The sequence below is a fragment of the Amycolatopsis sp. NBC_01480 genome, from assembly GCF_036227205.1.
GTDB lineage: Bacteria > Actinomycetota > Actinomycetes > Mycobacteriales > Pseudonocardiaceae > Amycolatopsis.
Genome location: NZ_CP109442.1, coordinates 8,560,963 through 8,586,517, shown reverse-complemented (window position 1 = coordinate 8,586,517; position 25,555 = coordinate 8,560,963). Strand labels below are relative to the sequence as shown.

Here is a 25,555-nt window from a genome sequence, read left to right as displayed (position 1 = left end):
GCGGGGCGAGCCGCAAGCACAGAACCACAGGAGGCAGAGTGACCGAGCCCGGCTACGCCGAGGGCGCGAACGGGCAGCAGCCCGGCACGCCGGCGCGGGACGCCCAGTTGCTGGAACGGACCGTGTTCGAGGTCAAGCGCATCATCGTCGGCCAGGACCGGCTGGTGGAGCGCATGCTCGTCGGGCTGCTGGCCAAGGGCCACCTGCTGCTGGAAGGCGTGCCCGGCGTCGCCAAGACGCTCGCCGTGGAGACCTTCGCGCGGGTGGTCGGCGGCTCGTTCTCCCGGGTGCAGTTCACCCCCGACCTGGTGCCCGCCGACATCCTCGGCACCCGCATCTACCGCCAGGGCGCCGAGGTGTTCGACGTCGAGCTCGGCCCGGTGGTGGCGAACTTCGTGCTCGCCGACGAGATCAACCGCGCGCCGGCCAAGGTGCAGTCGGCGATGCTGGAGGTGATGGCCGAGCGGCACGTGTCGATCGGCGGCCAGACCTTCCCGATGCCCGACCCGTTCCTGGTGCTGGCCACGCAGAACCCGATCGAGAACGAGGGCGTCTACCCGCTGCCCGAGGCCCAGCGCGACCGGTTCCTGTTCAAGATCCTGGTCGAGTACCCCACGGCCGAGGAAGAGCGCGAGATCATCTACCGGATGGGCGTCACGCCGCCGGTGCCGCACGAGGTGCTCAGCCCGGGCGAGCTGGTCCGGCTGCAGGGCGTCGCCGCGCAGGTGTTCGTGCACCACGCGCTGGTCGACTACGTGGTCCGCCTGGTGCTGACCACCCGCACGCCGGCCGACCACGGCCTCACCGACGTCGCCGGCTGGGTGTCGTACGGCGCTTCGCCGCGCGCGAGCCTCGGCATCATCGCCGCCGCCCGCGCGCTCGCGCTGGTCCGCGGCCGTGACTACGTGCTGCCCCAGGACGTGGTCGACGTCGTGCCGGACGTGCTGCGCCACCGCCTGGTGCTGTCCTACGACGCGCTGGCCGACGGCGTCCCGGTGGAGCACATCATCACGCGCGTGCTGCAGACCGTGCCGTTGCCGCAGGTCTCCGCCCGGCCGCAGGGCGGGAACGGGCCGGGCACCCCGGTCCCCGCCGGCGCGCCCGTCAGGTAGGCCGGTGGCGAAGAAGGAGCAGCGCGAGCGCCCGGGCTGGGCGCCGCCGGTGCTGCGGGGCGACCGCCTGGAGGCCGGCCTGCGCACCCTCGAGCTCGACGTGCGCCGCCGCCTCGACGGCCTGCTGCAGGGCAATCACCTCGGCCTGGTGCCGGGGCCGGGCTCGGAGCCGGGCGAGGCGCGGATCTACCAGCCGGGCGACGACGTGCGCCGGATGGACTGGGCGGTCACCGCCCGCACGACCACCCCGCACATCCGCGAGACCGTGGCCGACCGCGAGCTGGAGACGTGGCTGGTGGCCGACCTGTCGGCGAGCCTCGACTTCGGCACTGCGCTGTGCGAGAAGCGCGATCTGGTGGTGTGCGCGACGGCCGCTGTCGCGCACCTGACCGGCGGGGGCGGCAACCGGATCGGCGCGCTGGTGTCGAACGGCGAGCGCACCGACCGGATCCCGGCCCGCGGCGGGCTCGCCCACGCCCGCGGGCTGATCCGGCGGCTGGCCGAGACGCCGCGCGCGGCCGAGGGCGTCCGCGGCGACCTGGCCGACGCGTTGGAACAGCTGCGCCGCCCGCCCCGGCGGCGGGGCCTGGCCGTGGTGATGTCCGACTTCCTCGGGCCCACGGACTGGCAGCGGCCGCTGCGCGCGCTCGGCGGGCACCACGAGCTGATCGCCATCGAGGTCCTCGACCCGCGTGACATCGACCTGCCCGACGTGGGCACCGTCGTCCTGGCCGACCCGGAGACAGGGAAACAGCGCGAAGTGCACGCTTCCGCCTTGCTGCGCAAGGAGTTCGGCGCCGCGGCGCACGCCCACCGGCAGGAGGTCGCGGCCGCCCTGCGCCGGGCCGGCGCGGCCCACCTGGTGCTGCGCACCGACCAGGACTGGATCGCCGACATGGTGCGGTTCGTCGTGGCCCGCAAGCGCCGCTGGTCCGGGGGTGTGGCATGAGTTTGACCGGTTTCACCGCGCCGTGGTGGTTCCTGCTGCTGATCGCGGTCGCCGCGGTGGCCGTGGCGTACCTGCTCGCCCAGCGGGCGCGGCGCAAGCGCGTGATGCGGTTCGCCAACCTGGAGCTGCTCGACAAGGTCGCGCCCAAGACCCAGGGCTGGATCCGGCACTTGCCCGCGGTGCTGATCGTGCTGTCCATGCTGGTGCTCACCGTCGCGCTGGCCGGGCCGACCGCCGAGCAGAAGGTGCCGCGCAACCGCGCCACGGTGATGCTGGTGATCGACGTTTCGCTGTCGATGGAGGCCACCGACGTCACGCCGACCCGGCTCAAGGCGGCGCAGGACGCGGCGACCCAGTTCGCGAAGAACATGACCCCGGGCGTCAACCTGGGCCTGATCTCGTTCGCCGGCACGGCGACGGTCCTGGTCAACCCGACCACCGACCGGGCCGGCGTGGTGAAGGCGATCAGCGACCTGAAGCTCGCGCAGTCCACGGCCACCGGTGAGGGCATTTTCGCGGCCCTGCAATCGATCGAGAGCTTCTCCGCCGTGGTCGGCGGCGCGGACGGGCCGCCGCCCGCGCGGATCGTGCTGATGAGCGACGGCAAGCAGACCGTGCCCGAGGACCTGTACGCCCCGCGCGGCGCGTACACCGCGGCGCAGGCGGCGAAGCAGGCGCAGGCGCCGATCTCGTCGATCTCGTTCGGCACCACCCACGGCTCGGTCGACATCGAAGGCCGGCCCCAGGACGTGCGCGTGGACGACGAGTCCCTGCGCGAGATCGCCCAGCTCTCCGGCGGCCAGTTCTACAAGGCGGCCAGCGCGGACGAGCTGAAGAAGGTGTACGCCGACCTCGGCGACCAGATCGGCTACGAGCTGAAGGACGCCGACGCGAGCAAGCCGTGGCTTGTCATCGGCACGCTGGTGCTGATGATCGGCGCGGCGGCTTCGCTGCTGATCGGCCAGAGAATCCCTTAGCGCGAGACGACGAGCGTGCTCTGAAGGCCACCATGAGGGACTGTGATGCCCTCAAGGTGGCCTTCAGAGCATCCGGGCCCAGGCCTTCACGGCGTCTCGGGCATCGCGAACCCGTTCTGGCGCCAGGCTTCGTAGATGCTGATCGCCGCGGTGTTGGCGAGGTTGAGCGAGCGGCTGGTCGGCAGCATCGGCAGCCGCACGCGGTCGGTGACCTCGGGGGCGTGCTGGACCTCGGCGGGCAGGCCGACGGACTCCGGGCCGAACATCAGCACGTCACCGGGCTCGTACGCCACCTCGGTGTGCAGCCGGGTGGCGGACGCACTGAAGGCGTACACCTTGGCCGGCAGCAGCGCGTGCCACGCGGCCTCGATGTCGGCGTGCACGCGGACGCGCGCGAGGTCGTGGTAGTCCAGGCCCGCGCGGCGGAGCTGCTTGTCCTCCAAGGTGAAGCCGAGCGGCTCCACCAGGTGCAGCTCGCAGCCGGTGTTGGCGGCCAGCCGGATCGCGTTGCCGGTGTTCGGCGGGATCTCGGGGTGGTAGAAGAGCACGCGGAACATGGCTGGCCTTACGAGGTGGCGGGGGCGGGCAGGTACGCCGCGTAGGCCTCGCGGACCTCCGGCGGCGGCGGGGACTTGCGCAGGGTCGCGGGGTCGACGAAGACGTAGCGGAGGGTGGCCTCGGTGGTCAGCTTGCCGTCCCGGCGGATCTCGGACTCGAAGACGATCGACGTGGTGCCGAGGTGGCCGAGGAACACCGAGACCACCAGCTCGTCGTCGAAGCGGCACGGCGCGCGGTAGCGCAGGTTCGACTCGGCCACGACCATGTCGATGCCGGTGGCCAGGAACGCCTGGTGTGAGCCGAAAAGCGCCTTCTCCACCGCGAACGCGGCCATGTCCACATAGGCCAGGTAGTGCGCGTTGAACACGATGCCCTGGCCGTCGCACTCGTGGTAGCGCACGCGCAGCGGCATCTCGGCGAGGGGACGGCGGGCGGGGCTCATCCGTCCAATCTAGCGAGCGGCCGATCAGCCGTGCAGCGCCCGGTAGGTCTCGGCCGCCCCCGGCTGCAACGGCACGGGCTGGGTGCCGATCAGCGTGCGGACGTCGAGGAACTGCGTGCCGACGGCCTGCGCGGGCACCAGGTCGGCCGCCCGCCCGGCGAGCACCCGCACCACCGCGGCGGCGACCTCGTCGGGCAGGGCGGGGGAGCAGACCAGCAGGTTCGCGACGCCGATGGTGGCCGGCGCGCCCACCCCGCGGTACGCGTCGGCGGGCACCTGGACCGGCTCGTAGACCGGCCCGTGCGCCGCCCGCAGCTGGGGGATGACGGCGTTCAACGGCAGCAGCGCCAGCGGGGTCCGGCGGTTGAGGTCGGCGAGCGCGGGGGTCGGCACGCCACCGGACCACAGCAGCGCGTCGATGCTCCCGCCGGCCAGCGCCGCGACGGCGTCGGCGAGTTGCAAGTGCTGCGCTTCGACGCGCACGCCGGCCGCGCCGAAGACCCGTTCGCCCAGCTGCGCCGCGCCGGACCCGTTCGCGCCGAGCGAGACTGGCCGCCCTTCGAGCGCGTGCAGGCTGGTGATCCCGTCGGCCGCGCGGACGACGAGCTGGAGGTAGTTCTCGTACACCCGCCCGAGGGCCCGCAACGGCACCGGCGAGGGAAACGGCGCCGCGCCCGCGAGCGCCGACTGCGCGACGTCCGCGAGCACCAGCCCGAGGTCCGCCTTCCCGTCCCGCACCAGCCCGACGTTGGCGACGCTCGCCTCCGTCGGCACGGCAGTGCAGCGCAGCAACGGCTCCGCGCGGGTCACCTCGGCCGCCAGCACTTCGGCGAACGCGAGGTAGAAGCCGCCTGGTTCGCCGGCGGCGATGGTTACGTCCCGGCTCGGCCCGCGGTAACCGGTGGCGCAGCCTGCGAGGGCGAGGCCGAGCCCACCGAGCAGGGCCGTGCGGCGGGTGATGCTCATGGCGTCACCTCCGCGGGCAGCGTGACCCGGACTTCCAGCCCGCGCGGCTCGACGGCCCGCAGCTCCAGCGTCCCGCCGCGGGCGCGGGTCTGTTCGCGGACGATCGCCAGGCCCAACCCGGTGCCGCGAGGCGCACCTTCACCGCCCGCGCGCCAGAACCGCTCCGTCGCGCGGGCGCGGTCCGTTGTGGACAGTCCGGGGCCGTTGTCGGCCACCACCAGGGTGACCGCCCGATCCTGGATTTCCCAGCCGGCGGTGATGGTGGCGCCCCTGCCGGCGTAATGGACGGCGTTGTCCAGGAGCACGTCGAGGATCTGGGCCAGCTCGTTCTCCGGCGCGCGCACCAGCACCGGCTCGTCGTGGGCGGCGCACGGCACCAGGTCGGCGCCCGCCTGGTCCGCCGCCGGGCGCCAGGCGTCGACGCGTTCGGCGATCACCGAGGCGAGGTCGGCGGGGTCGTCCGCGCCGCCCGCGGCGAGCCGGGTCGCCGTGCTTTCCGCGGTCGCGAGGGCGAGCAGGCCGTCGAGGATCCGTTCCAGGCGCTCCACTTCCGCGACGGTCGCGTGGTAGGCGTGCCGGTCGTCCAGTTCGGCGCCGAGGGAGTCGACGCGCAGCCGCAGCGCCGCCATCGGGTTGCGGAGCTGGTGGGAGGTGTCGGCCACCAGCCGGTGCTGCTGGTCGGCGGCCTCCACCACGGCGTCCGACATCCGGTTCACCGACGCGGCGAGCGTCCGCAGCTCGCGGGGGCCGGAGCGCTCGGGCACCTGCGCCCGGTGCCCGCCCGCGACGGCGAGCACGCCGGTCTCCAGCTCCAGCAGCGGCCGCACCATCCACCGTGCCAGCAGCACGGCGAGCAGCACGAACAACGCCGCCACCAGCAAGGCACCCGCCGCGATCGCGCTCCACGCGTCCGCGACGTCCGCGGCGGCCGCAGTCACCGACGCGCGCAGCACGACCACCCCCGAGACCCGCGTCCCAGTGCCGACCGGGCGCGCGAACAGCACCGGCGTGGCCGACCACGGGCTCAGCGCCTCGGCCCGGGGCGGCGGCTCGTTGCGCATCGTCGCCTCCACCAGGGCGTGCACGGCGGGCTCCGCGGCGGTCATCCCGCCGGTCTGCACCAGCGGCGCCCGCTGCGCGTCGACCACCACCACGGCCTCGCTGTATAACGACGAATACTGCGCCGCTTCCGCCGCCAGCGCGGCCGGGTCGCGCGAATCGACCGCCTGTTGCGCGAGCACCACGAAGCGGTCGACGTCGCTGCTGCGCGAGATCACCAGCTCCTGCGTCCGTTGTTCGGCAGTGGAGGACAGCAGCGGCCCGGCGAACGCGGCGACGACCAGCAGCGCCAGCGTCACCAGCACGGCCAGCAGCCGGGCGCGCACGCCTCAGCCCCGGCCGAGCCGGTAGCCGAAGCCCCGGATCGTGGTCAGCAGGCCGGGCCGGTCGAGCTTCGCGCGCACCTGGGTCAGGTGCACGTCCAGCGAACGGGACACGGCCAGGTGGGCGTCGCCCCACACCTCGTCCATCAGCTGCTGGCGGCTGACCGCCGTGCCGGCCCGCGCGGCGAGCACCGCGAGCACGTCGAACTCCTTGGTGGTGAGCCCGATGTCGCGCCCGGCGACCAGCACCTGCCGCCCGCCCAGGTCGATCTCGACGTCCTCGACCCGCACCACCGCGTCCGGGGCCGGGGTGGCGCGGGCCCGCGCGCGGCGGACCACGGCGTCCATCCGGGCCAGCAATTCGGCCAGGCGGACGGGTTTGGTCAGGTAGTCGTCGGCGCCCAGGCGCAGCCCGCGGACCACGGACCGCTCGTCCCCGCGCGCGGTGAGCACGATGACCGGCACGCCCGAGACCTGCCGGATCTTGCGCAGCACGTCCAGCCCGTCCAGATCCGGCAGGCCGAGGTCGAGCAGCAGCAGGTCCGCGCCGTGGTGGCGGTGCAGGGCGTCGGCGCCCCGGCCGACGCTGGTGACGGCGTGGCCGTGCGCGTGCAGCGTCTCGGCGAGCGCGCCGGCGACCCCGGCGTCGTCCTCCACGAGCAGCACCCGCACGGCCATCCCCCCGCCTCAGTCCTCTTCGCGTTCGAGGGCGGACGAACGCGACGTTTCGCGCATTGTCCCGTACACCACCAGCGACACGAGGATGCAGGCCGCGACGTACCAGAAGAACAGCGACTCGTGGCCCGCCTTCTTCAGCGCCTGCGCGATCAGCTCCGCCGTGCCGCCGAAGATCGCGACGGTCAGCGCGTAGGGCAGGCCGACGCCGATCGCCCGGATCTTCGTCGGGAACAGCTCGGCCTTCACGATCGCGTTGATCGAGGTGTAGCCGGTGACGATGACCAGCGCGCCGAGCAGCAGCAGAAACGCGAGCACCGGCTGTTTCGTGTGCGCCATCGTGGTCATGATCGGCACGGTCAGTACCGTGCCCGCGATGCCGAAGAACATCAGCAGCTTCCGGCGCCCGATCCGGTCCGAGAGCCGGCCCGCGAGCGGCTGGATGAGGGCGAACACCAGCAGCGCGGCAAACAGGATCACGGTCACCGTCCGGCGGGGGATGCCGGCGGTGTTCTCGAGGAACTTCTGTGTGTACGTCGCGTACGTGTAGAAGGCGACCGTGCCGCCGAGCGTCAGGCCGACTACCAGCGCGATCTCCTTCGGGTACTTCACGAGCGCGCGCAACGTGCCGCGTTCCCCGGCCTCCTTGCCCGAGCCCGTCTCGGCCGAGACGCGCTGGTAGCTCTCGGACTCGTCCATCCCGCGCCGCAGCGCCATCACCACCACGGCCGCGATGGCGCCGACGACAAACGCGATGCGCCAGCCCCAGTCGCCCATCTGGGCCTCGGTCAGCACGCTCTGCAGGATCAGCTGCAGGCCGAGCGCGAGCAGCTGCCCGCCGACCAGCGTCACGTACTGGAAGCTGGAGTAGAAACCGCGTTTGCCCGGTGTGGCCACTTCGGACAGATAGGTCGCGGACGTCGAGTACTCACCGCCGACGGACAGCCCCTGCAACAGCCGCGCGAGCACCAGCAGGATGGGCGCGGCGACGCCGATGGTCTGGTAGCCCGGCGTCGCGGCGATCATCAGCGAGCCGAACGCCATCATCGACACCGACAGCACCAGCGCCGAGCGGCGGCCGAACCGGTCGGCGAACCGGCCGAGCATCCAGCCGCCGAGCGGTCGCATGAGGAAGCCCACGGCGAACACCGCCGCGGTGTTGAGGAACTGGGCCGTCGCGTCCCCGCCGGGGAAGAACGACTTGGCGAAGTAGATGGTGAACGCCGAGTAGGCGTACCAGTCGTACCACTCGACGAGATTGCCGATCGAGCCGCGCAGCACGTTCGCCACGACCCGCCGCTCGCTCGCGGGGCCGGCCTCGCCGTGGATCCGGGTAGTCATCTTTGACCTCCTGTGTCGCGACTCACGGTGACCAACCGGCGGGTAACCATCAAGGTCGAAGCGCGGTTCCTTACCTCGCCTTAGGACACCCGCGCCGCGCCGGGAGGCTGAGGTGGCGGCGGGTGCGGAGCCGCCCGGACCGGGGCGATAGCCTCGTGCCGGCACGTTCGGTCGAACAGAGGAGAGTCGCAGTGGGACGGTCGGTCTTGGTCACCGGCGGCAACCGGGGGATCGGTCTGGCGATCGCGCAGGACCTGGCCGGGCAGGGCCACCAGGTGGCAGTCACCCACCGCGGCTCCGGCGCGCCCGAAGGGCTCTTCGGCGTCGAGGCCGACGTCACGGACACCGAGCAGGTCGACGCCGCGTTCAAGCAGGTCGAGGAGCACCAGGGGCCGGTCGAGGTGCTGGTGTCCAACGCCGGGCTGACCGACGACACGCTGCTGATGCGGATGACCGAAGAGCAGTTCGAGCGCGTGATCAACGCCAACCTCACCGGCGCGTTCCGCGTGGCCAAGCGCGCGTCCCGCGGGATGCTGCGCGGCAAGTGGGGCCGGTTCATCTTCATCTCTTCGGTGGTCGGCCTCTCCGGCTCGGCGGGCCAGGCGAACTACGCGGCCTCGAAGGCGGGCCTGGTCGGCTTCTCGCGCTCGCTGGCCCGGGAGCTGGGCTCGCGCAACATCACCTCGAACGTCATCGCGCCCGGCTTCGTGCGCACCGACATGACCGACGCGCTGGGCGAAGACCGCAAGAAGGAGATCCTCGCCCAGGTGCCCACCGGCCGGTACGCCGAGCCGTCGGAGATCGCCGCCGCAGTGCGGTACCTGGCCTCCGACGACGCCGGCTACGTGAACGGCGCCGTGCTGCCCGTGGACGGCGGCCTCGGCCTCGGCCACTGATCTCGTCCCGTTTTTCCGAGCTGACCCCACGACCTGGAGGAACCCGTTGCCCGGACTGCTCGAAGGCAAGCGGCTGCTGATCACCGGCGTCATCACCGACGCCTCGCTCGCGTTCCACGCGGCCAAGATCGCGCAGCAGGAGGGCGCGAAGGTGGTGCTCACCGGCTTCGGCCGGCTCTCGCTGGTCGAGCGCATCGCCAAGCGGCTGCCGGAGGAGGCGCCCGTCCTGGAGCTGGACGTCACCAATCAGGAGCACCTCGACAGCCTGGCCGACCGCGTGCGTGAGCACGTCGACGGCCTCGACGGCGTGCTGCACTCCATCGGCTTCGCGCCGCAGACCTGTCTCGGCGCGCCGTTCCTGGACGCGCCGAGCGAGGACGTGAAGGTGGCGGTGGACGTCTCGGCGTTCTCGTTCAAGTCGCTGGCCGTCGCGGCCCTGCCACTGCTGGCGCCGGGCTCGTCGATCGTCGGCATGGACTTCGACGCGCGCGTGGCGTGGCCGGTCTACAACTGGATGGGCGTGGCCAAGGCCGCGCTGGAGTCGGTGAACCGGTACCTGGCCAAGGAGCTCGGTCCGCGCGGCATCCGCGTGAACCTGGTCAGCGCCGGCCCGATGAAGACGATGGCGGCGAAGTCCATCCCCGGCTTCAGCGAGCTGGAAGACGGCTGGGGCGACCGCGCCCCGCTCGGCTGGGACAGCGCCGACCCGACCGCGACGGCCAAGACCGTCTGCGTCGCGCTCTCGGACTGGCTGCCCGCCACCACGGGCTCGATGATCATGGTCGACGGCGGGGTGCACGCGCTCGGCATCTGAGCCACGACCCGGTGAACGGCCCTCGTGCGGATATTCGCACGAGGGCCGCTCTGTATCTTTGGGTCCTTAATGGACGGTTTGGTGTTCCTGGGGCAGCACCGAAACGGCCCGCGCGTCGTCCGAACGCTGGACCTGCCGGGCGAACGTCAAGGCGGCCAGCGTCAGCACGCCGAGGCCCGCGCTCACCCAAGCGACGCTCGGCAGCCCGAGGCCCGCGTTGATGGCCACGCCGCCGAGCCACGGGCCGGCCGTGTTGCCGACGTTGAAGCCCGCGGTCGTGCTCGCGCCGACCATGGTGGAGGTGCCGCCGGCCACCGAGTACGCGCGGACGTTCAGCGCCGGGTTGGCGGCGAAGCCCGCCGCGCCCAGTACCAGGACCGCGACGACGGCCACCACCGCGTCCGAGGTCAGTGCCAGTGTCGTGAGCGCGACGAGGGCGAGCCCGAAGCTGCCGTACAGCGTGGCGAACGGATGGGCGTCCGCGAGCTTGCCGCCCGCGGTGATGCCGATCAGCGCGCCGGCGCCGAACAGCCCGAGCGCGAGCGGGACCTGGGCCGAGGGCAGGCCGTCGGTGGTCGTGAGCAGCGGGGCGAGGTAGCTGAACGTCGCGAACACCATGGCCTGCGACAGCGCGATCACGCCCAGTGCCAGCCAGACCCGGCCGCTGCGGAACACGCTCAGCTCAGTCCGCACGCGCACGGCGGAGGCGTCCACGGCGGTGTGCGGCACGAACGCCAGCACCCCGGCCGCCGCCACCACGGTCAGCGCCGCCACCGCCCAGAACGCCGTGCGCCAGCCCGCGTGCTGGCCCAGCAGCGTGCCGGCCGGGACGCCCGCGATGTTCGCCACGGTCAGGCCGCCGACCAGCACCGCGAGCGCGCGTCCGCGCCGGGCCGCGGGCACCAGCGAGATGGTGGTCGCGGCGGCGACGGCCCAGAACCCGGCGCAGGCCAGCGCGCTCACCACGCGAGTCGCGAAGAGCAGGGCGTAACCGGGTGAGAGTGCGCCGACGACGTGTGAGGCGCCGAAGACCACCAGCAGTGCCAGCAAGGTCGTCCGGCGGGGCAGCCGGAGTGTCCCGACGGCGAGCAGCGGCGCGCCGATCACCATGCCGACGGCGAACGCCGAGATCAGCAGGCCGGCGTCGGGGATGCTGACGCCGAGGTCGGTGGCCATCCCGGGCAGCAGCCCGGTGATCATGAACTCCGAGGTGCCGAGCGCGAAGATGCTGAGCCCGAGCACGAAGACGGCCAGGGGCACGGGTCTCCTCCTTTTGGATTGAGTGATACAAAACGGACCCACGTGCCATCAACGCTGATGAGAAAGGGCTGGGCGGGAAGGGTTTCCGGTCAGCGACGGGCGAGCGCGGAGACGGCGATGTCGGCCACCGCCGCCATCGCCGGGCGTTGGCCGCCGCGGCGCGACATCAGCCGCAGCCCGCCGACCGTGCTGTGCACGAACTGCGCGATGTCCGCCGGGTCCCGGTCGCGGGTGATGCTGCCGTCCGCCTGGCCGAGACGGGCGTAATCAGTCAGGGCGGCCAGAAACGACGTGGTGTCCGCCTCGACCCTGGTCGTGATTTCCGCGTCCGCGGTGCCGAATTCGGCGATGGTGTTGACCATCAGGCAGCCGCGGCGGCCGTTGCCGAGTTCGTCCTCGATCAGGTCGGCCAGCAGCCGGCGGATCGCGTCGAGGCCGTCTTCGGCGTGTTCCAGCACTTCGGCGCGACTGCGGGCGCCGCGCTCGGTGTAGTGCTCGAGCGCCCGCTGGAACAGGACGTGCTTGCTGGTGAAGGTGTTGTAGACGCTGCTGCGGCCGAGTCCGGTGGCAGCGCACAGGTCCTGGGTCGAGGTCGCCTCGTAGCCGTGCGCCCAGAAGGCGTTCATGGCGCCTTCCAGTGCGACCGTCTCGTCGAACTCCCGTGGCCTGGGCATGCAGCGACCGTAGCACGTTTTGGATGGATCAGTACACAACGAGCCCGGCTCGCCGTGGGGGCGGCCACAGCGGCAAGATGGGCTGGTGGGTTACGACGCGTTGTTATGGCTTTCGTTCGGCGGTCCGGAGGGGCCCGACGAGGTGATGCCGTTCCTGGAGAACGTCACCCGGGGCCGGGGCGTGCCGCGCGAGCGGCTGCTCGAGGTGGCCGAGCACTACCAGCACTTCGGCGGGGTCTCGCCGATCAACCGGCTCAACCGCAGCGCTATCGCGGCGGTCGAGAAGCAGCTGGCGGCCGAGGGCGTCGAACTGCCCGTGCGCTTCGGCAACCGCAACTGGCACCCGATGGTCGAGCAGACGCTGGCCGAGATGAAGGCCGATGGCGTGCGGCGCGCGCTGGTCTTTCCGACCAGTGCGTACGGCGGCTATTCGGCCTGCCGCCAGTACGACGAGGACATCGAGCGCGCCCGGGCCGCGGTGGGCGAGGGCGCGCCGGACTTGGTGAAGCTGCGTCAGTTCTTCGACCACCCGCTGTTCGTCTCGGCGGTCGCGGACGCGGTGCGCGCCGCCCACACGCGGCTCGGCGACCGGCCCGGCACCCGGACGGTTTTCACCGCCCACTCCGTGCCGGTGAGCGCGGACAAGGCCGCGGGCCCGCCGTCGGACGGCGGTTACCGCTACTCGCAGCAGATCGCCGAGGCCGCCCGGCTGGTCGCGGCGGAGGCGGGGATCGCGGAGTACGACGTGGTGTGGCAGTCGCGTTCCGGGCCGCCGCAGGTGCCCTGGCTGGAGCCGGACATCGTCGACCACATCGACGCGCTGCACGAGCAGGGCGTCGAAGCCGTGGTGGTCAGCCCGATCGGCTTCGTCTCGGACCACCTCGAGGTGATCTGGGACCTCGACAACGAGGCCGCGGAGCGCGCCGCCGGGCACGGCATGGCCTTCGCCCGCGCCGCGACGCCCGACTCGGACCCCCGCTTCGCCGAGCTGGTGGTCGAGCTGATCCGCGAACACCTCGAGGACGCCCCGGCCCGCAAGCTTTCGGAGTTCCCGGCCGCGGGCTGCACAGTGAACGGCGCCCCGTGCGCGATCGGCTGCTGCGAACCGGCGAAACGCCCTTCGCCCCGTCCCGCCTGACCGGTCCGGTCCGAGCCCCGGCCGCCCCGGCAGCCCCGGTTCCGACTCGGCCGGCCCGGCCTCGGCTGTTCCGCCCCAATGTGGCGTTGGTTGCGTTGGACGCACCGAACGCCACATTGGGTGCGTTGAGCGCACCGAACGCCACATTGGGGCGCATCCCCGCGGCCGCCCGGCGCCCGGCGGGCACCTGACGGAAGCCCGGCGTCAGGGGTGCCGGTCGCCCTGGTCGGCGAAGACGCGGACCGCCTCGTTGACCGCGGCGGCGCGGGCGGTGCGGACGGCCTCGGCCAAGGGACGCAGGGCTTCGGCGCGCTGGACCGCCGCCGAGGCGGACAGCGCGCCGCCCGGGTCGTCGGTGCGCGCGATGGCCAGGATGGCCGAGATCTCCTCGGCGCGTTGCAGCACGCGCAGCGAGCGCGCGGGCATCCCGGCCGGCCACTCGACCTGGGGCTGGGACCGCAGGTGGGCGGACAGCTCGGCGCGCACGCTCGGGCGGTCGCTCGCCACGTCGAGGGTCTGCAGCGCGCCGGCGCTCGCGCGGATGGCGTCGGTGAGGCCGTGTTCGGCGTCGGGCAGCGACTGGTACTCCAGTGGGGCCGGCGCGTTGAGCGAGTAGACGGTCCAGCGCATCAGACCCTCGGCGATCGGCTCCGGGACCAGGCCGAAGCCGAGCTCGGCGAGCACCACCGCGTCGCCGCAGCGCAGCGCCGCCTCGGTGAACGGGCCGCCGCCGCCCAGGCCGCGGACGTCGCCGGGGACCGGGAGCACCAGCTGCGCGCTTTTCGCGCCCTGCGCGCGCAACGCCATCATCAGCTGGACCGGGGTGGCCGCGCGGTTGAACGCCAGCGGCAGCTCGAACGCCTCCGCCGCGGGCGCGTCGGCCGCGACGACGTCGTGCGCCTCACCCCAGGCTTCGAGGGAGTCGAGCACATCGTCGGAAGCCGCGGCTCCGTTGAGCCACGCGGAAGACCAGACGGCGAGGGTCGCACTGGGACGGCACACGACGCCCTATTTTACCCGTCTGCCGGCCGGGGCCGCCGATCGCCCACGCTGGAGTCGCTCCACGTCGACGTACACCCGAACGGTAAGTAGCGTCGAGGGGGTGAACGCTGTTCCAGACGGTTTTCCCCGTACCGCCGGCGAGCTTCGCGCCGCCGGCCACGCGCCGCGCCCGATCGCGCGCGAGATCCACGACAACCTCCTCGAAGCCCTCCGTGACGGCCGCGACCCGTGGCCCGGCATCGTCGGCTTCTCCCGCACAGTCCTGCCGCAGCTCGAGCGCGCGCTGCTGGCTGGCCACGACGTCGTCCTGCTCGGCGAGCGCGGCCAGGGCAAGACGCGCCTGCTGCGCACCCTGGCCGGCCTGCTCGACGAGTGGACGCCGGTGATCGAGGGCTCCGAGCTCGGCGAGCACCCCCTCGACCCGATCACGCCGGCGTCGATCCGCCGGGCCGCCGAGCTGGGCGACGACCTGCCGGTGGCCTGGCGCCACCGCAGCGAGCGCTACACCGAGAAGCTGGCGACGCCGGACACCTCCGTCGGCGACCTGATCGGCGACGTCGACCCGGTGAAGGTGGCCGAGGGCCGCAGCCTCGGCGACCCGGAGACTATCCACTTCGGCCTGGTGCCGCGCGCGCACCGCGGGATCGTGGCCATCAACGAGCTGCCCGACCTCGCCGAGCGCATCCAGGTCTCGCTGCTGAACGTGATGGAGGAGCGCGACATCCAGGTCCGCGGCTACACGCTGCGGCTGCCGCTGGACGTGCTGCTCGTCGCCACCGCGAACCCCGAGGACTACACCAACCGCGGCCGGATCATCACGCCGCTGAAGGACCGCTTCGGCGCGGAGATCCGCACGCACTACCCGCTGGACGTCGAGTCCGAGGTCGCGGTGGTGCGGCAGGAGACGAACCTGGTCGCCGAGGTCGGCGAGCCGCTGCTGGAGGTGCTGGCCCGGTTCGTGCGCAACCTGCGCGAGTCGCCGGTGATCGACCAGCGCTCCGGGGTGTCCGCGCGGTTCGCGGTCGCCGCCGCCGAGACCGTGGCCGCTGCCGCGTTGCGCCGGTCCGCGCTCACCGGCGAGGAGCCGCCCGTCGCGCGTCCGGTCGACCTCGACTCGGTGCCCGCCGTGCTGCGCGGCAAGATCGAGTTCGAACCGGGTGAGGAGGGGCGCGAGGTCGAGCACCTGGTGCACCTGATGCGCAGGGCCGTCGCGGAGACCGCGCGCGAGCGGTTCGCCGGGCTGGACCTGCGCCCGCTGTCCGACGCCGTCGCCGACGGGCACCTGGTCGCCACCGGCGAGCGCGTGCCGGGCAAGGACGTGCTCGCCGCGCTGCCGGAACTGCCGGTGCTGCACGAGGTCGCCCAGCGGGCCGGGGTGGGCTCCGACGAGCCCGCCGGCCGCATCGCCGCGGCGGTGGAATTGGCTCTGGAGTCGCTGTTCCTGGCCAGGCGGCTGGCCAAGGACTCCGACGAAAACACCACGGTGTACGGCCAGTAATGCACCCGCCGACGTACTCTTTCCCGCGGAGGCGGCATTGACACAGCTTCCGGAGGGTTACGCGTACGGCCCGTGGCACGACGGGCCGGATCCGCTGGCGCCGCCGGCGGACCTGCGGGACGCGCTGGACGAGATCGGCCGCGAGGTGATGGCCGGCTCGTCGCCGCGTTCGGCGCTGGAGGAGCTGCTGCGGCGCGGCACCGAGCGCACGGCGGGCCTCGACGAGCTGTCCCGGCGGTTGTGGCAGCGCCGTTCCGAGATCCAGCGGCGGCACCGGCTCGACGGCACGCTGCAGGAGGTCCAGCAGCTGCTGAGCGAGGCGCTGACCGCCGAGCGCCGGGAGCTTTTCCCGGACCCCGACGACGAAGCGCGGTTCCGCGAAGCGCAGCTCGACGCGCTCCCGCCGGGCACCGCCGCGGCCGTGCGGGAGCTGAGTGAGTACGACTGGCGCTCGTCCGAAGGACGCGAGAAGTACGACCAGATCCGTGACCTGCTCGGCCGTGAGCTGCTCGATTCGCGGTTCCAGGGCATGAAGGAGGCGTTGCAGAACGCCGGGCCCGAGGACGTCGAGCAGATCAACCAGATGCTCGGCGACCTGAACGCGCTGCTCGCTGCCCACGCGCAGGGCGCCGACGACATCGAGGAGCGGTTCGCCGAGTTCATGAACCGGCACGGCGAGTTCTTCCCCGAGAACCCGCAGAACGTCGACGAGCTGATCGACGTGCTCGCCGCCCGCGCGGCCGCCGCGCAGCGGATGATGAACTCGATGTCCGCCGAGCAGCGCGCCGAACTGGCGGAGCTGACCCAGCAGGCGTTCGGCGACCCGCGGCTGGCGCAGCAGCTTTCGGCGCTCGACGCGCAGCTGCAGGCGTTGCGGCCGGGGGAGGACTGGACGTCTTCGGAGCGCTTCCGCGGCCAGGACCCGCTCGGCATGGGCGAGGGCGCGCAGGCCATGGCCGACCTGGCCGAGCTGGACGGGCTCGCCGAGCAGCTGGGCCAGTCGTATCCCGGCGCGCGGCTGGAGGACATCGACCTCGAGTCGCTGGAGCGCCAGCTGGGCAAGGACGCCGGCGTCGACGCGCGGCGGCTGTCGGAGCTGGAACGGGAGCTGCGCCGCCAGGGCCTGTTCGAACGGGCCGCCGACGGCACGCTTCGCTTGTCGCCCAAGGCGTTGCGGCGCCTCGGCGAGACCGCGCTGTCGGACATCGTGAACGCGTTGCGCGGCAAGACGGGCGACCGGGAGACCGAGTCGGCCGGCGCGGCGGGCGAGCCGACCGGGGCCAGCCGGCCGTGGCGGTTCGGGGACATGCAGCCGTGGGACGTGCCGCGGACGGTGCGCAACGCCGTGCTGCGCTCGACGTCGCTGGGCTCGGGCGCGGTCACCCTCGACGTCGAGGACGTCGAGGTGGTGGAGACCGAGCACCGTTCACGGGCGGCGGTCGCGCTGCTGGTGGACACGTCGTGGTCGATGGTCCAGGAGGGCCGCTGGCTGCCGATGAAGCGCACCGCGCTCGCGCTGCACCAGCTGATCAGCACCCGGTTCCGCAACGACGCGCTGCAGCTCATCACGTTCGGCCGCTACGCGATGCCGGTGGACCTGCCGGAGCTGGTCGGGCTGGAGGGCACCTGGGAGCAGGGCACCAACGCGCACCACGCGCTGCTGCTCGCGGGACGGCACCTGCGCCGGCACCCGGACGCCCAGCCGGTGGTCCTGATGGTCACCGACGGCGAGCCCACGGCCCACCTGGAACCCGACGGCGAGGCGGTTTTCGACTACCCGCCGGACCCGCGGACCATCCACAAGACACTGTCCGAAGTGGACCGCCTGGCGAAGCTGGGCGCCTCGGTGACGGTGTTCCGGCTCGGCGACGACCCGCGCCTGGAGGCGTTCGTCGACGTGATCGCCCGGCGCTCCGGCGGCCGGGTGGTGGCGCCGGACGTCGACGGGCTCGGCGCCGCCGTGGTCAACGACTACCTCCGCACCCGGCGCCGGTAGCGCGACTATGCAACTGCAGCGGATGACGCTTTCGCTGCGCTGAGCGCGGGGAAAGCGTCATCCGCTGCATCGACTCAGCGGCGGTGGACGACGATCCGCGCGCCGCGGCCCGGCACGAGCGTGATGTGCCGGGTCTTCGTCGGCTCCGGGCGCCGGTCGGCGGCCGTGACGCGGTAGCGGCTGAACAGCTCGCGCAGCACGATCGTCGCCTCCAGCAAGGAGAATCCCGCGCCGAGGCAGCGCCGCGCGCCCCCGCCGAACGGCAGCCAGGTGCCCGTTTCCGGGCCGCCGCCGAGGAACCGTGCAGGGTCGAAGACCTCGGGCGACGGGTGGTGCGCGGCGTCGGCGTGGACCATCGAGATCGACGGCAGCACGGTGTGCCCGGCCGGGATCGTGTAGCCGCCGAGGGTGATGTCGGCGGTCAGGCGGCGGGCGACCTCGGAGATGATCGGGTGCAGCCGCATCGCCTCCTTCGCGACCGCCTCGAGGTACTTCTCGTCGCCCTCGTCCGCGGCGCGCGTGGTCGCGGCGGCGGCCTCAGGGTTGCGCGCCAGCTCGTGGAACGCCCAGGCCAGCGCGGTCGCCGTGGTCTCGTGCCCGGCCAGCAGCAGGGTGACCAGCTGGTCGCGCAGCTCGGCGTCGGTCAGCCGGTCCTCGCCGGGCACGGACAGCAGCCGGGACAGCACGTCGGTGCGGCCGTCGAGGTCCGTGGCGGTCCGCCGGTCCGCGATCTCGGCGTACAGCAGCTCGTCCACCCGGTCCTGGCGCTCCCGGTTGCGCCGCCACCGGCCGACCTTCTGCAGCGCCGGGCTGTGCCAGCCGAACAGGTCCAGCGCGCCGACGTCGACCACGTGCCCGAGCAGCGCCCGCAGCTCGTCCAGCCGCGGCCCTTCCGCCACGCCGAACACCACGCGCAGGATGATCTCCAGCGTCAGCGCCTGCATCCGGTCGTGCGCGCGGAACGGCGTGCCCGAGGGCCACCGGTCCAGCTCCGCCGTGGCCAGCTCGGTGATCAGCTCGCGGTAGCCGCGCAGCGCGGCGCCGTGGAAGGCCGGCATCAGCAGCCGCCGTGCCCGCAGGTGCTCCCGCTCGTCGGTGAGCAGGACGGAATGCTCGCCCATCACCGGCTTGAGCACCACGTTGCCCTCACCCGCGTGAAAGGTCTCCACCGGCCCGGCGAACACCGTCTTGATCAGCTCGACGTCACCGACCAGCACCACGTTGCGCTCGGGGTAGATCCGCAGCCGGAACACGCTGCCGTAGCGCCGCTGCAGCAGCGGCTGGAACACGTGACGGAAGGCACCGAACAAAACCGTCTGCACGACGACGGGGAGCCGCGGGCCGGGTGGCAGGGACGAGGTTCGGGAACGGGACGGTGTCCGCAGGGCCATGCTGTTGTTGGTACTCGTGCAGGCACCCGGTGTCCACCGGACTCGACCCCCCCGGTCCGGCACCCGTCGCTCCCACCGGGTGGGAAAGCGTACGGCTGTCACGCTTACAGTCGGGGTATGCAGACTTGGTCATCCGTCGACGTGCCCCGGCTTCCGGGCACCCCCCGCCCCCTCCGGCTCCACGACACGGCGACCGGGCAGGTCCGCCCGACGGCGCCGGGTGCCACTGCCCGGATGTACGTCTGCGGTATCACCCCGTACGACGCCACGCACCTGGGCCACGCGGCCACCTACCTGGCGTTCGACCTGGTCAACCGGGTGTGGCGGGACAATGGCCACGAAGTCCACTACGTGCAGAACGTCACCGACATCGACGAGCCGCTGCTGGAGCGCGCCGAGCGCGACTCCGACGACTGGGTGGTGCTCGGGATGCGCGAGACGGCGCTGTTCCGCGAGGACATGACCGCGCTGCGCGTGCTGCCGCCGCGGCAGTTCGTGGGCGCGGTGGAGAGCATCCCGGAGATCGTCGAGGTGATCGCGAAGCTGCTGTCCAACGGCAGCGCCTACCGCGCCGACGACCCGGAGTTCCCGGACGTCTACTTCGACCGCAACGCCACCGGCCGGTTCGGCTACGAGTCCAACTACGACGCCGAGACGATGAACAAGTTCTTCGCCGAGCGCGGGGGAGACCCGGACCGGATCGGCAAGCGGGACCCGCTCGACGCGCTGCTGTGGCGGGTGGCGCGCGAGGGCGAGCCGTCCTGGGAGTCGGAGCTGGGCGCCGGGCGGCCGGGCTGGCACATCGAATGCAGCGCGATCGCGGTGAACCGCCTCGGCCTCGGCTTCGACCTGCAGGGCGGCGGCTCCGACCTGATCTTCCCGCACCACGAGTACAGCGCGGCGCACGCCGAGGCGGTCGCGGGGGACCACCCGTTCGCCCGGCACTACGTGCACGCCGGGATGATCGGCCTCGACGGCGAGAAGATGTCGAAGTCGCGCGGGAACCTGGTGTTCGTCTCGCGGCTGCGCGCCGACGGCGTCGACTCCGGCGCGATCCGGCTGGCGCTGTTCGCCGGGCACTACCGCGAGAACCGGCCGTGGACCGGCGGGCTGCTGACCGAGGCGCAGGACCGGCTCGCCCGCTGGCGCGAAGCCGTCGCGCTGCCGGCCGGCCCGGACGCCACCGAGGTGCTCGCCCGCCTGCGCGACCACCTCTCCGACGACCTCGACACGCCGAAGGCACTGGCCGCGGTGGACGCCTGGGCGGCCGGGGCGCTGCGGCGCGACGGCACCGACACCGCCGCGCCCGCGCTGATCCGCACCGCCGTCGACGCGCTGCTCGGCATCCAGCTCTGAGCCCCGGTCCGGTGGACTGGATCACCCCGGTCCACCGGACCGTATAACGCCCTATACGGCGACCGGCTGCTGCGCCACCAGCTCCAGGTGGTCTCCCCGCCAGTCCCGGCGCAGCCACCGATCATGAGACGCCATGACGACGGCGCCCGGCGCGCTGCCGAGCGCGGCGAACATCTCCTCGGCCAGGGTCAGCGAGATGTGGTTGGTCGGCTCGTCGAGCAGCAGCACGTCCGGCGGGTCGGCGAGCAGCACGGCCAGCGCGACCCGCCGCCGCTGCCCGACGGACAGCTCGCCCACCGGACGGCCCAGGTCGCGGGGCCCGAGCAGGCCCAGCCGGGACATCGGCGGGGCCGACTCGCCCAGCGCGGCGCGGTACACCTCGTGCGCCGAGCGCTCCGGCTCGTCGAACACCACGTCCTGGTCCAGCATCCCGACCCGCACCCCGGGTCCGAAGTGGACGGTCCCGGCCGACGGCGCGAGCCGGCCCGCCAGCACCGACAGCAGCGTGGACTTGCCCGCGCCGTTGCCGCCGGTGACGAGCAGCCGCGCCGAACCGGTGACGTCCAGCCGGGGCACGCTCAGCCGTCCTGGCACCTCGATCCCGCGCACCGAGATCGCGGGGCCCTCGCCGGGCGCCCGCGCGGTGAGTGAACCCTGGAAACGCAGGGGAGCGGGAGGCTTGCGCACCTGGTCGCGTTCCAGCTCGTCCAGCCGGAGCTGGGCGTTGCGGACGCGGCGCGAGACCTGTTTCTGCACCCGCCCGCCCTTGAAGTCGTAGAGCGTCTTCGCGTTGTCCCGCTGCGGCCGGTTGTGCGCGACCCGGCGGGCGGTCACCGCGACCGACTCGCGCAGCTCCTTCAGCTCGTCCTGCTCCTCGGTGTAGCGCTGTTCCCAGCGCGCGCGTTCGGCACGTTTCTCCTTCAGATAGTCGGTGTACGCGCCGCCGTAGCGGGTCGCGCCCCCGGTGAGCCGGTCGGCCGGCGCCGGGTCGAGGTCGACGATGCCGGTGCAGACCGCGTCGAGGAACACCCGGTCGTGCGAGGACAGCACGACCACCCCGGTCAGCTCGGCCAGGTGCTGCTCCAGGAACTCCATCCCGGCGTCGTCGAGGTGGTTGGTCGGCTCGTCGAGCAGCATCGTGGCCGGCCGCCGGATCAGCAGCGCGGCGAGCCCGAGCCGGGAGCGCTGGCCACCGGACAATGTGGACAGTCGCCGCCCGGGGCCGACGCCGGCCAGTCCGAGCCCGTCGGTGACCAGCTCGGCCCGCCGGTCGGCGTCCCAGAGGTCGTGCGCCTGGGCCCACTCCAGCACCCGGCCGTACTCGTCGAGCAGCTCCGGGTCCTCGGGCCGGTCGGCCATCGCGGCGGTGAGCCGCTCCAGCCGGCCGGCGGCCGAGCGGATCTCGGCCAGTGCGCCGTCGACGACGTCGGCGAAGGTCGCGGTGCCCGGGAACGGCAGCTCCTGGAGCAGGAATCCGAGGTCGTCGCCGCGGACGATTTCGCCCGAGCGCGGCACTTCGAGCCCGGCGAGCAGGCGCAGCAGCGTGGACTTGCCCGAGCCGTTCTCACCGACGAGGCCGATCCGCTGGCCGGCCGAGGCCGTCAGCGAGACCCCGTCGAGGACGGTGTGGGTGCCGTAGCCGAAGACGACGTCCTTGGCTTGCAGGAAAAGAGACATGAGTGATCACCGGGCCTGAGTGGGAAGCGGGTTCCCCGACGGGACTCGTGGCTCACGGGAGCGGATGGCTCGACCGGAGCGGCCTCAGTACGGGGAAGGGCTCGGTTCAGCGGTTCATAGTGCGCAGATACTAACGCAACACCTGTCGGATTAGTCAACCCGTTATTTCGCGGGCCGTCTCTTCGCCGCCGGCGAGCAGGGCGGCGGCCTCCTGGTCGGCGGCCGTTTCGCCCTCGGTCAGGAACGCCACCAGCGCGGTGAGCTGACGCCGGTCGAACGACGCCATCCGCTCGCCGAGCCGCTGCGCGAGCGGGGCGTAGAGGTCGGTCAGCTCGGCCATCCGGTCGGGCAGCGGGCGCACACGCAGCCGTCGCCGGTCGGCCGTGTCGGTGGCGCGTTCGACGAGCCGGGCGCGCTCCATCCGGTCGAGCATCCGGGTGAACGCGCCGGTGGTCATCCCGAGCAGCCGGGCCAGCTCGGTGGGGGAGTCGGTGGCGCCGCTGTGCACGAGCTGAAGGCAGTGCAGCTCGGCCGGTGTCACGCCGAGCCGGTCGGCGACCGCGGTGTGGAAGCGGACGGTGGAGCTGACGAAACGGGGCAGTGCGAGTGCGGCGGCGGTGGCGAGTTCTCGCTGGTGGGGCAACAGACCGTCCTCAGAGCTCGCGGGCGCAGTCGCTGCTTCGCGCAGTAACTGTCCGTGATGGTAGCGAAGCCGGTTGACAGCAGGTCAGGCGGCTGCGAATCTGAAGGAAGTCTTTCGAAAGAAGTCTTTCAGGTATCGGAGCGAACCATGGCCGAGCTGCCCCCGCGCAAGCGAGTCGACGACGCCGAGCTGCTGCGAGCGCTGGCGCACCCGCTGCGGATGGCGCTGCTGCAGTACCTCACCGCCGTCGGGCCGAGGACCGCGAGCGAGTGCGCGGACGCGGTCGGGTCCACGGCGTCGAACTGCAGCTGGCACCTGCGTCAGCTCGCGCAGTACGGCCTGGTCGAGCGGTCCGAGGGCGGTGACGGCCGGGAGCGCCCGTGGCTGGCACGCCAGGTCGGCCTCGACCTGGGGGACTTCGGCGACGACCCGGTGCTGACCAGCGCGCAGCTCGCGGTGGTCGGCTCGCAGCTGAACCAGGAGCAGGAGCTGACGCAGCGGTACCTGGACTCGTTCGACGGGCTCGACCCCGAGTGGCGCGACGCCGGCGGGATGAGCAACTACACGTTGCGGGTCACGCCCGCGGAGCTGGAACGCCTGGTCAAGGCGATCGACGCGCTGGTGCGCCCCTACGCGAGCCCGATCCGGCAGGACACGCCCGCCGACGCGCGCCCGGTGCACCTGGGGGTGCGCGCGTTCCTGCGGATCGAGCACGACGGGAAGCCGAGCGCATGAGGCAGCTGCTGGCGATCCCCGCGTTCGTCCGGCTGTGGGTGGCGGCCTTCTTCGGCGAGACGGCCGAGTGGATCCTGCAGGTCGCGGTGCCGCTGTTCCTGTTCACCAGCACTGGCTCGGCCGTGGCGACCGGGGTGAGCGTCGCGCTGGGCCTGCTGCCGACCGTGCTGCTCAGCCCGGTCACGGGGGTGGTGGCCGACCGGTGGGACCGGCGCGCGGTGCTGGTCGCGGTGTGCGCGGGCCAGGCCGTGGTGGTGCTGCCGTTGCTGGCCGGCGCGGGAATCCCGGTCGCGCTGATCTACGTCGTGATGGCCGTGCAGGCCGGGCTCTCGTCGGTGTTCGAGCCGGCCCGCAACGCCCTGGTGCAGGAGCTGGTCGGCGCGAGCGAGGTGACCGGTGCGATCGGGCTGATGAGCGTGAACGGCAGCGTCGCCCGGCTCGCGGGCGGCTGGGCCGGTGGGGTGCTGGTCGGCTGGGGCGGGCTGGACAGCGTGGTGCTCGGGTACCTGGGCGCGCTCGCGCTGGCGGGCCTGCTGCTGGTGCGCCCGTTCCGGCGGGTCAGCGCGGAAACCGTGGTGGCGCCGGTGAAAGAGCCGGTGTTCGCGGCGTGGCTGGCGGGCCTGCGTGAGCTGACGGGTGACCCGCGGCTGCGCGCGACGGGCGTCGCCACGGTGCTCGCCGCCATCGCGCAGGGCATGTTCCTGGTGCTGTTCGTGGTGTTCGTGCTCGACGTGCTGGGCGGCAGCGAGGCCGACGCCGGGCTGCTGCGCGGAGTGCAGGCGATCGGCGGGCTGGCCGCGGGGTTCGCGGTGGCGACGGTGGCCCGCCGGGTCGCGCCGGTACGGCTGCTGGCGTGGGGCTCACTGGTGACCGGGGTGCTGTCCGCGCTGATCTGGAACCTGGCGTTCCTCACCACGGCGCTCGGGGTTTACGTCGGCCTGTTCATGGTGGTCGGCGCGCCTGCCGTGGTGACCGGCGCCGGGCTGCTCTCGCACCTGCAGGGCTTGGCCGCGCCGGAGCGGGCCGGGCGGGTGCTGAGCACGGTGTTCGCGGTGATGGCGGCGGGCACGGCCGCCGGGGCGCTGCTCGCGGGCGTGCTGGTGGCCGTCACCGGGCCTGCCGCGCTGCTGGACGTGCAGGCCGGGATCTACGTGCTCGCCGGGCTGGTGCTGCTGGGGGCGGGTAAGGGGCGGTTCCGGCGATCTGCCGGTCCGGGAGTGGTTACGGTGGAGGAGTGCCGTCTCTCTTCGCCACCAGCGACCTCCATGTGACCCACGAAGGCAACGCGCCGATCGTCGACCGGGTCGTGCCCGACGCGCCGGAAGACTGGCTGCTGGTCGTGGGCGACGTCGCCGAACGCGCGTCGTCGATCCGCGACACGCTCGCCACCTTGCGCGAGCGGTTCGCGAAAGTCGTGTGGGTGCCAGGGAACCACGAGCTGTGGACCACGCCCAAGGACGAGGTGCAGCTGCGCGGGCAGGCCCGCTACGAGCACCTCGTGGAGCTGTGCCGCTCGATCGACGTGCTCACCCCGGAGGACGAGTACCCGGTGTGGGAGCACGGCGCGCGGCCGCTGACCATCGCGCCGCTGTTCGTGCTCTACGACTACAGCTGGCGCACCCCGGCCGCCGAGGGGCAGCCGCGCGAGGTCGCGCTCGCGCAGGCGCGCGAGGCCGGCGTGGTCTGCACCGACGAGTACTTCCTGCACCCGGACCCGTACCCGAGCCGGCAGGCCTGGTGCGCCGAGCGGCTGAAGGTCAGCACCGACCGGCTCGACGCGATCCCGCAGGACCACGGCACGATCCTGATGTCGCACTGGCCGCTGCACCGCCATCCCACGGCGCCGCTCTACTACCCGGAGTTCGCGCTCTGGTGCGGCACCACCGAGACCGAGGACTGGCACCTGCGTTACCGCGCCGAGCTGGCGGTGTACGGCCACCTGCACATCCCGCGCACCACCTCGGCCGACGGCGTCCGGTTCGAGGAAGTCTCGCTCGGCTACCCGCGCGAGTGGAGCCGACGGGCGCGCGGCGCGGTCCCGGTCCGGAAGCTGCTCACGGCCTGACGGCTAGG

The 25,555-nt window shown here is 72.8% G+C and carries 24 protein-coding genes; 12 read left to right on the top strand and 12 right to left on the bottom strand.

All coding sequences use genetic code 11. The features are described from left to right. The first annotated feature begins 38 nt into the window (after nt 1–38). From OG371_RS40455 to OG371_RS40445, 3 genes are read left to right on the top strand one after another with little or no spacing between them, the layout of a single operon-like run. A complete protein-coding gene (locus OG371_RS40455; RefSeq protein ID WP_329061870.1) occupies nt 39–1,112 on the top strand; it encodes an AAA family ATPase in 1,074 nt (357 codons plus the stop codon). A gap of 4 nt (nt 1,113–1,116) precedes the next feature. Continuing rightward, nucleotides 1,117–2,061, top strand: coding sequence for a DUF58 domain-containing protein (locus OG371_RS40450; protein ID WP_329061868.1), 945 nt, complete (start codon nt 1,117–1,119; stop codon nt 2,059–2,061). Next, nucleotides 2,058–3,038: a VWA domain-containing protein gene (locus OG371_RS40445; RefSeq protein WP_329061866.1), complete on the top strand. Its 981-nt coding sequence runs from the start codon at nt 2,058–2,060 to the stop codon at nt 3,036–3,038. Before OG371_RS40450 ends, OG371_RS40445 begins: the two co-directional genes overlap by 4 nt. 86 nt (nt 3,039–3,124) lie before the next feature. Here OG371_RS40445 and OG371_RS40440 read toward each other — a convergent pair whose 3' ends face one another. From OG371_RS40440 to OG371_RS40415, 6 genes are read right to left on the bottom strand one after another with little or no spacing between them, the layout of a single operon-like run. Beyond that, the gene (locus OG371_RS40440) at nt 3,125–3,595 is read right to left on the bottom strand and encodes a tRNA (cytidine(34)-2'-O)-methyltransferase (protein ID WP_329061864.1); all 471 of its coding nucleotides are present in this window, start codon (nt 3,593–3,595) and stop codon (nt 3,125–3,127) included. Nucleotides 3,596–3,603: 8 nt separating this feature from the next. Then, nucleotides 3,604–4,038: an acyl-CoA thioesterase gene (locus OG371_RS40435; RefSeq protein ID WP_329061862.1), complete on the bottom strand. Its 435-nt coding sequence runs from the start codon at nt 4,036–4,038 to the stop codon at nt 3,604–3,606. 24 nt (nt 4,039–4,062) lie between these two features. Beyond that, entirely contained in the window at nt 4,063–5,004 is a 942-nt protein-coding gene (locus OG371_RS40430) for a TAXI family TRAP transporter solute-binding subunit (RefSeq protein WP_329061860.1), read from the bottom strand. After that, nucleotides 5,001–6,389, bottom strand: a complete 1,389-nt coding sequence (locus OG371_RS40425; RefSeq protein ID WP_329061858.1) for a sensor histidine kinase — start codon at nt 6,387–6,389, stop codon at nt 5,001–5,003. The genes OG371_RS40430 and OG371_RS40425 overlap by 4 nt, the downstream gene beginning before the upstream one ends. Nucleotides 6,390–6,392: 3 nt before the next feature. Further along, nucleotides 6,393–7,064, bottom strand: coding sequence for a response regulator transcription factor (locus tag OG371_RS40420; protein WP_329061856.1), 672 nt, complete (start codon nt 7,062–7,064; stop codon nt 6,393–6,395). A gap of 9 nt (nt 7,065–7,073) precedes the next feature. Next, on the bottom strand, nt 7,074–8,402 hold the full coding sequence (locus tag OG371_RS40415) for an MFS transporter (RefSeq protein WP_329061853.1): 1,329 nt from the start codon (nt 8,400–8,402) through the stop codon (nt 7,074–7,076). 191 nt (nt 8,403–8,593) lie between these two features. Here OG371_RS40415 and OG371_RS40410 point away from each other — a divergent pair, with 191 nt between their 5' ends. Both OG371_RS40410 and fabI read left to right on the top strand, forming a co-directional pair. Continuing rightward, nucleotides 8,594–9,298, top strand: coding sequence for a beta-ketoacyl-ACP reductase (locus tag OG371_RS40410; RefSeq protein ID WP_329061851.1), 705 nt, complete (start codon nt 8,594–8,596; stop codon nt 9,296–9,298). A gap of 46 nt (nt 9,299–9,344) precedes the next feature. Then, nucleotides 9,345–10,112, top strand: coding sequence for an enoyl-ACP reductase FabI (gene fabI, locus OG371_RS40405; protein WP_329061848.1), 768 nt, complete (start codon nt 9,345–9,347; stop codon nt 10,110–10,112). Nucleotides 10,113–10,178: 66 nt separating this feature from the next. Here the strand turns inward: fabI and OG371_RS40400 are convergent, their stop codons facing one another. After that, the gene (locus OG371_RS40400; protein WP_329061846.1) at nt 10,179–11,372 is read right to left on the bottom strand and encodes a Cmx/CmrA family chloramphenicol efflux MFS transporter; all 1,194 of its coding nucleotides are present in this window, start codon (nt 11,370–11,372) and stop codon (nt 10,179–10,181) included. A gap of 89 nt (nt 11,373–11,461) precedes the next feature. Further along, the gene (locus tag OG371_RS40395; RefSeq protein ID WP_329061844.1) at nt 11,462–12,046 is read right to left on the bottom strand and encodes a TetR/AcrR family transcriptional regulator; all 585 of its coding nucleotides are present in this window, start codon (nt 12,044–12,046) and stop codon (nt 11,462–11,464) included. Between the two features lie 85 nt (nt 12,047–12,131). Here OG371_RS40395 and OG371_RS40390 point away from each other — a divergent pair, with 85 nt between their 5' ends. Beyond that, on the top strand, nt 12,132–13,184 hold the full coding sequence (locus tag OG371_RS40390; RefSeq protein ID WP_329061842.1) for a ferrochelatase: 1,053 nt from the start codon (nt 12,132–12,134) through the stop codon (nt 13,182–13,184). Between the two features lie 204 nt (nt 13,185–13,388). Here OG371_RS40390 and OG371_RS40385 read toward each other — a convergent pair whose 3' ends face one another. Further along, entirely contained in the window at nt 13,389–14,186 is a 798-nt protein-coding gene (locus OG371_RS40385; RefSeq protein ID WP_329061840.1) for a hypothetical protein, read from the bottom strand. 100 nt (nt 14,187–14,286) lie between these two features. Between OG371_RS40385 and OG371_RS40380 the strand changes: the two genes are divergently transcribed. Beyond that, nucleotides 14,287–15,684: an ATP-binding protein gene (locus tag OG371_RS40380; RefSeq protein ID WP_329061838.1), complete on the top strand. Its 1,398-nt coding sequence runs from the start codon at nt 14,287–14,289 to the stop codon at nt 15,682–15,684. Between the two features lie 37 nt (nt 15,685–15,721). Beyond that, on the top strand, nt 15,722–17,680 hold the full coding sequence (locus tag OG371_RS40375) for a VWA domain-containing protein (protein ID WP_329061836.1): 1,959 nt from the start codon (nt 15,722–15,724) through the stop codon (nt 17,678–17,680). A 74-nt stretch (nt 17,681–17,754) separates the two neighbouring features. On the opposite strand, the gene OG371_RS40370 is transcribed toward OG371_RS40375, so the two are convergent. Further along, complete coding sequence (locus OG371_RS40370; protein WP_329061834.1) at nt 17,755–19,071, bottom strand: cytochrome P450; 1,317 nt, start codon at nt 19,069–19,071, stop codon at nt 17,755–17,757. Between the two features lie 117 nt (nt 19,072–19,188). Here OG371_RS40370 and mshC point away from each other — a divergent pair, with 117 nt between their 5' ends. Then, the gene (mshC, locus tag OG371_RS40365; protein WP_329061831.1) at nt 19,189–20,427 is read left to right on the top strand and encodes a cysteine--1-D-myo-inosityl 2-amino-2-deoxy-alpha-D-glucopyranoside ligase; all 1,239 of its coding nucleotides are present in this window, start codon (nt 19,189–19,191) and stop codon (nt 20,425–20,427) included. Between the two features lie 51 nt (nt 20,428–20,478). On the opposite strand, the gene OG371_RS40360 is transcribed toward mshC, so the two are convergent. Together OG371_RS40360 and OG371_RS40355 are read right to left on the bottom strand one after the other, a co-directional pair. Beyond that, complete coding sequence (locus OG371_RS40360) at nt 20,479–22,104, bottom strand: ABC-F family ATP-binding cassette domain-containing protein (protein WP_329061829.1); 1,626 nt, start codon at nt 22,102–22,104, stop codon at nt 20,479–20,481. 154 nt (nt 22,105–22,258) lie between these two features. Then, complete coding sequence (locus OG371_RS40355; RefSeq protein WP_329061827.1) at nt 22,259–22,747, bottom strand: MarR family winged helix-turn-helix transcriptional regulator; 489 nt, start codon at nt 22,745–22,747, stop codon at nt 22,259–22,261. A 147-nt stretch (nt 22,748–22,894) separates the two neighbouring features. Here OG371_RS40355 and OG371_RS40350 point away from each other — a divergent pair, with 147 nt between their 5' ends. The 3 genes from OG371_RS40350 to OG371_RS40340 are packed head-to-tail and all read left to right on the top strand — an operon-like array spanning nt 22,895 to nt 25,547. Continuing rightward, the gene (locus OG371_RS40350; protein ID WP_329061825.1) at nt 22,895–23,482 is read left to right on the top strand and encodes a winged helix-turn-helix domain-containing protein; all 588 of its coding nucleotides are present in this window, start codon (nt 22,895–22,897) and stop codon (nt 23,480–23,482) included. After that, on the top strand, nt 23,479–24,753 hold the full coding sequence (locus OG371_RS40345; RefSeq protein ID WP_329061822.1) for an MFS transporter: 1,275 nt from the start codon (nt 23,479–23,481) through the stop codon (nt 24,751–24,753). Before OG371_RS40350 ends, OG371_RS40345 begins: the two co-directional genes overlap by 4 nt. Beyond that, nucleotides 24,717–25,547 carry a metallophosphoesterase family protein gene (locus OG371_RS40340; RefSeq protein ID WP_329061820.1) on the top strand — a complete coding sequence of 277 codons (831 nt, stop codon included), beginning with the start codon at nt 24,717–24,719 and terminating at the stop codon, nt 25,545–25,547. The genes OG371_RS40345 and OG371_RS40340 overlap by 37 nt, the downstream gene beginning before the upstream one ends. Nucleotides 25,548–25,555: the final 8 nt, after the last annotated feature.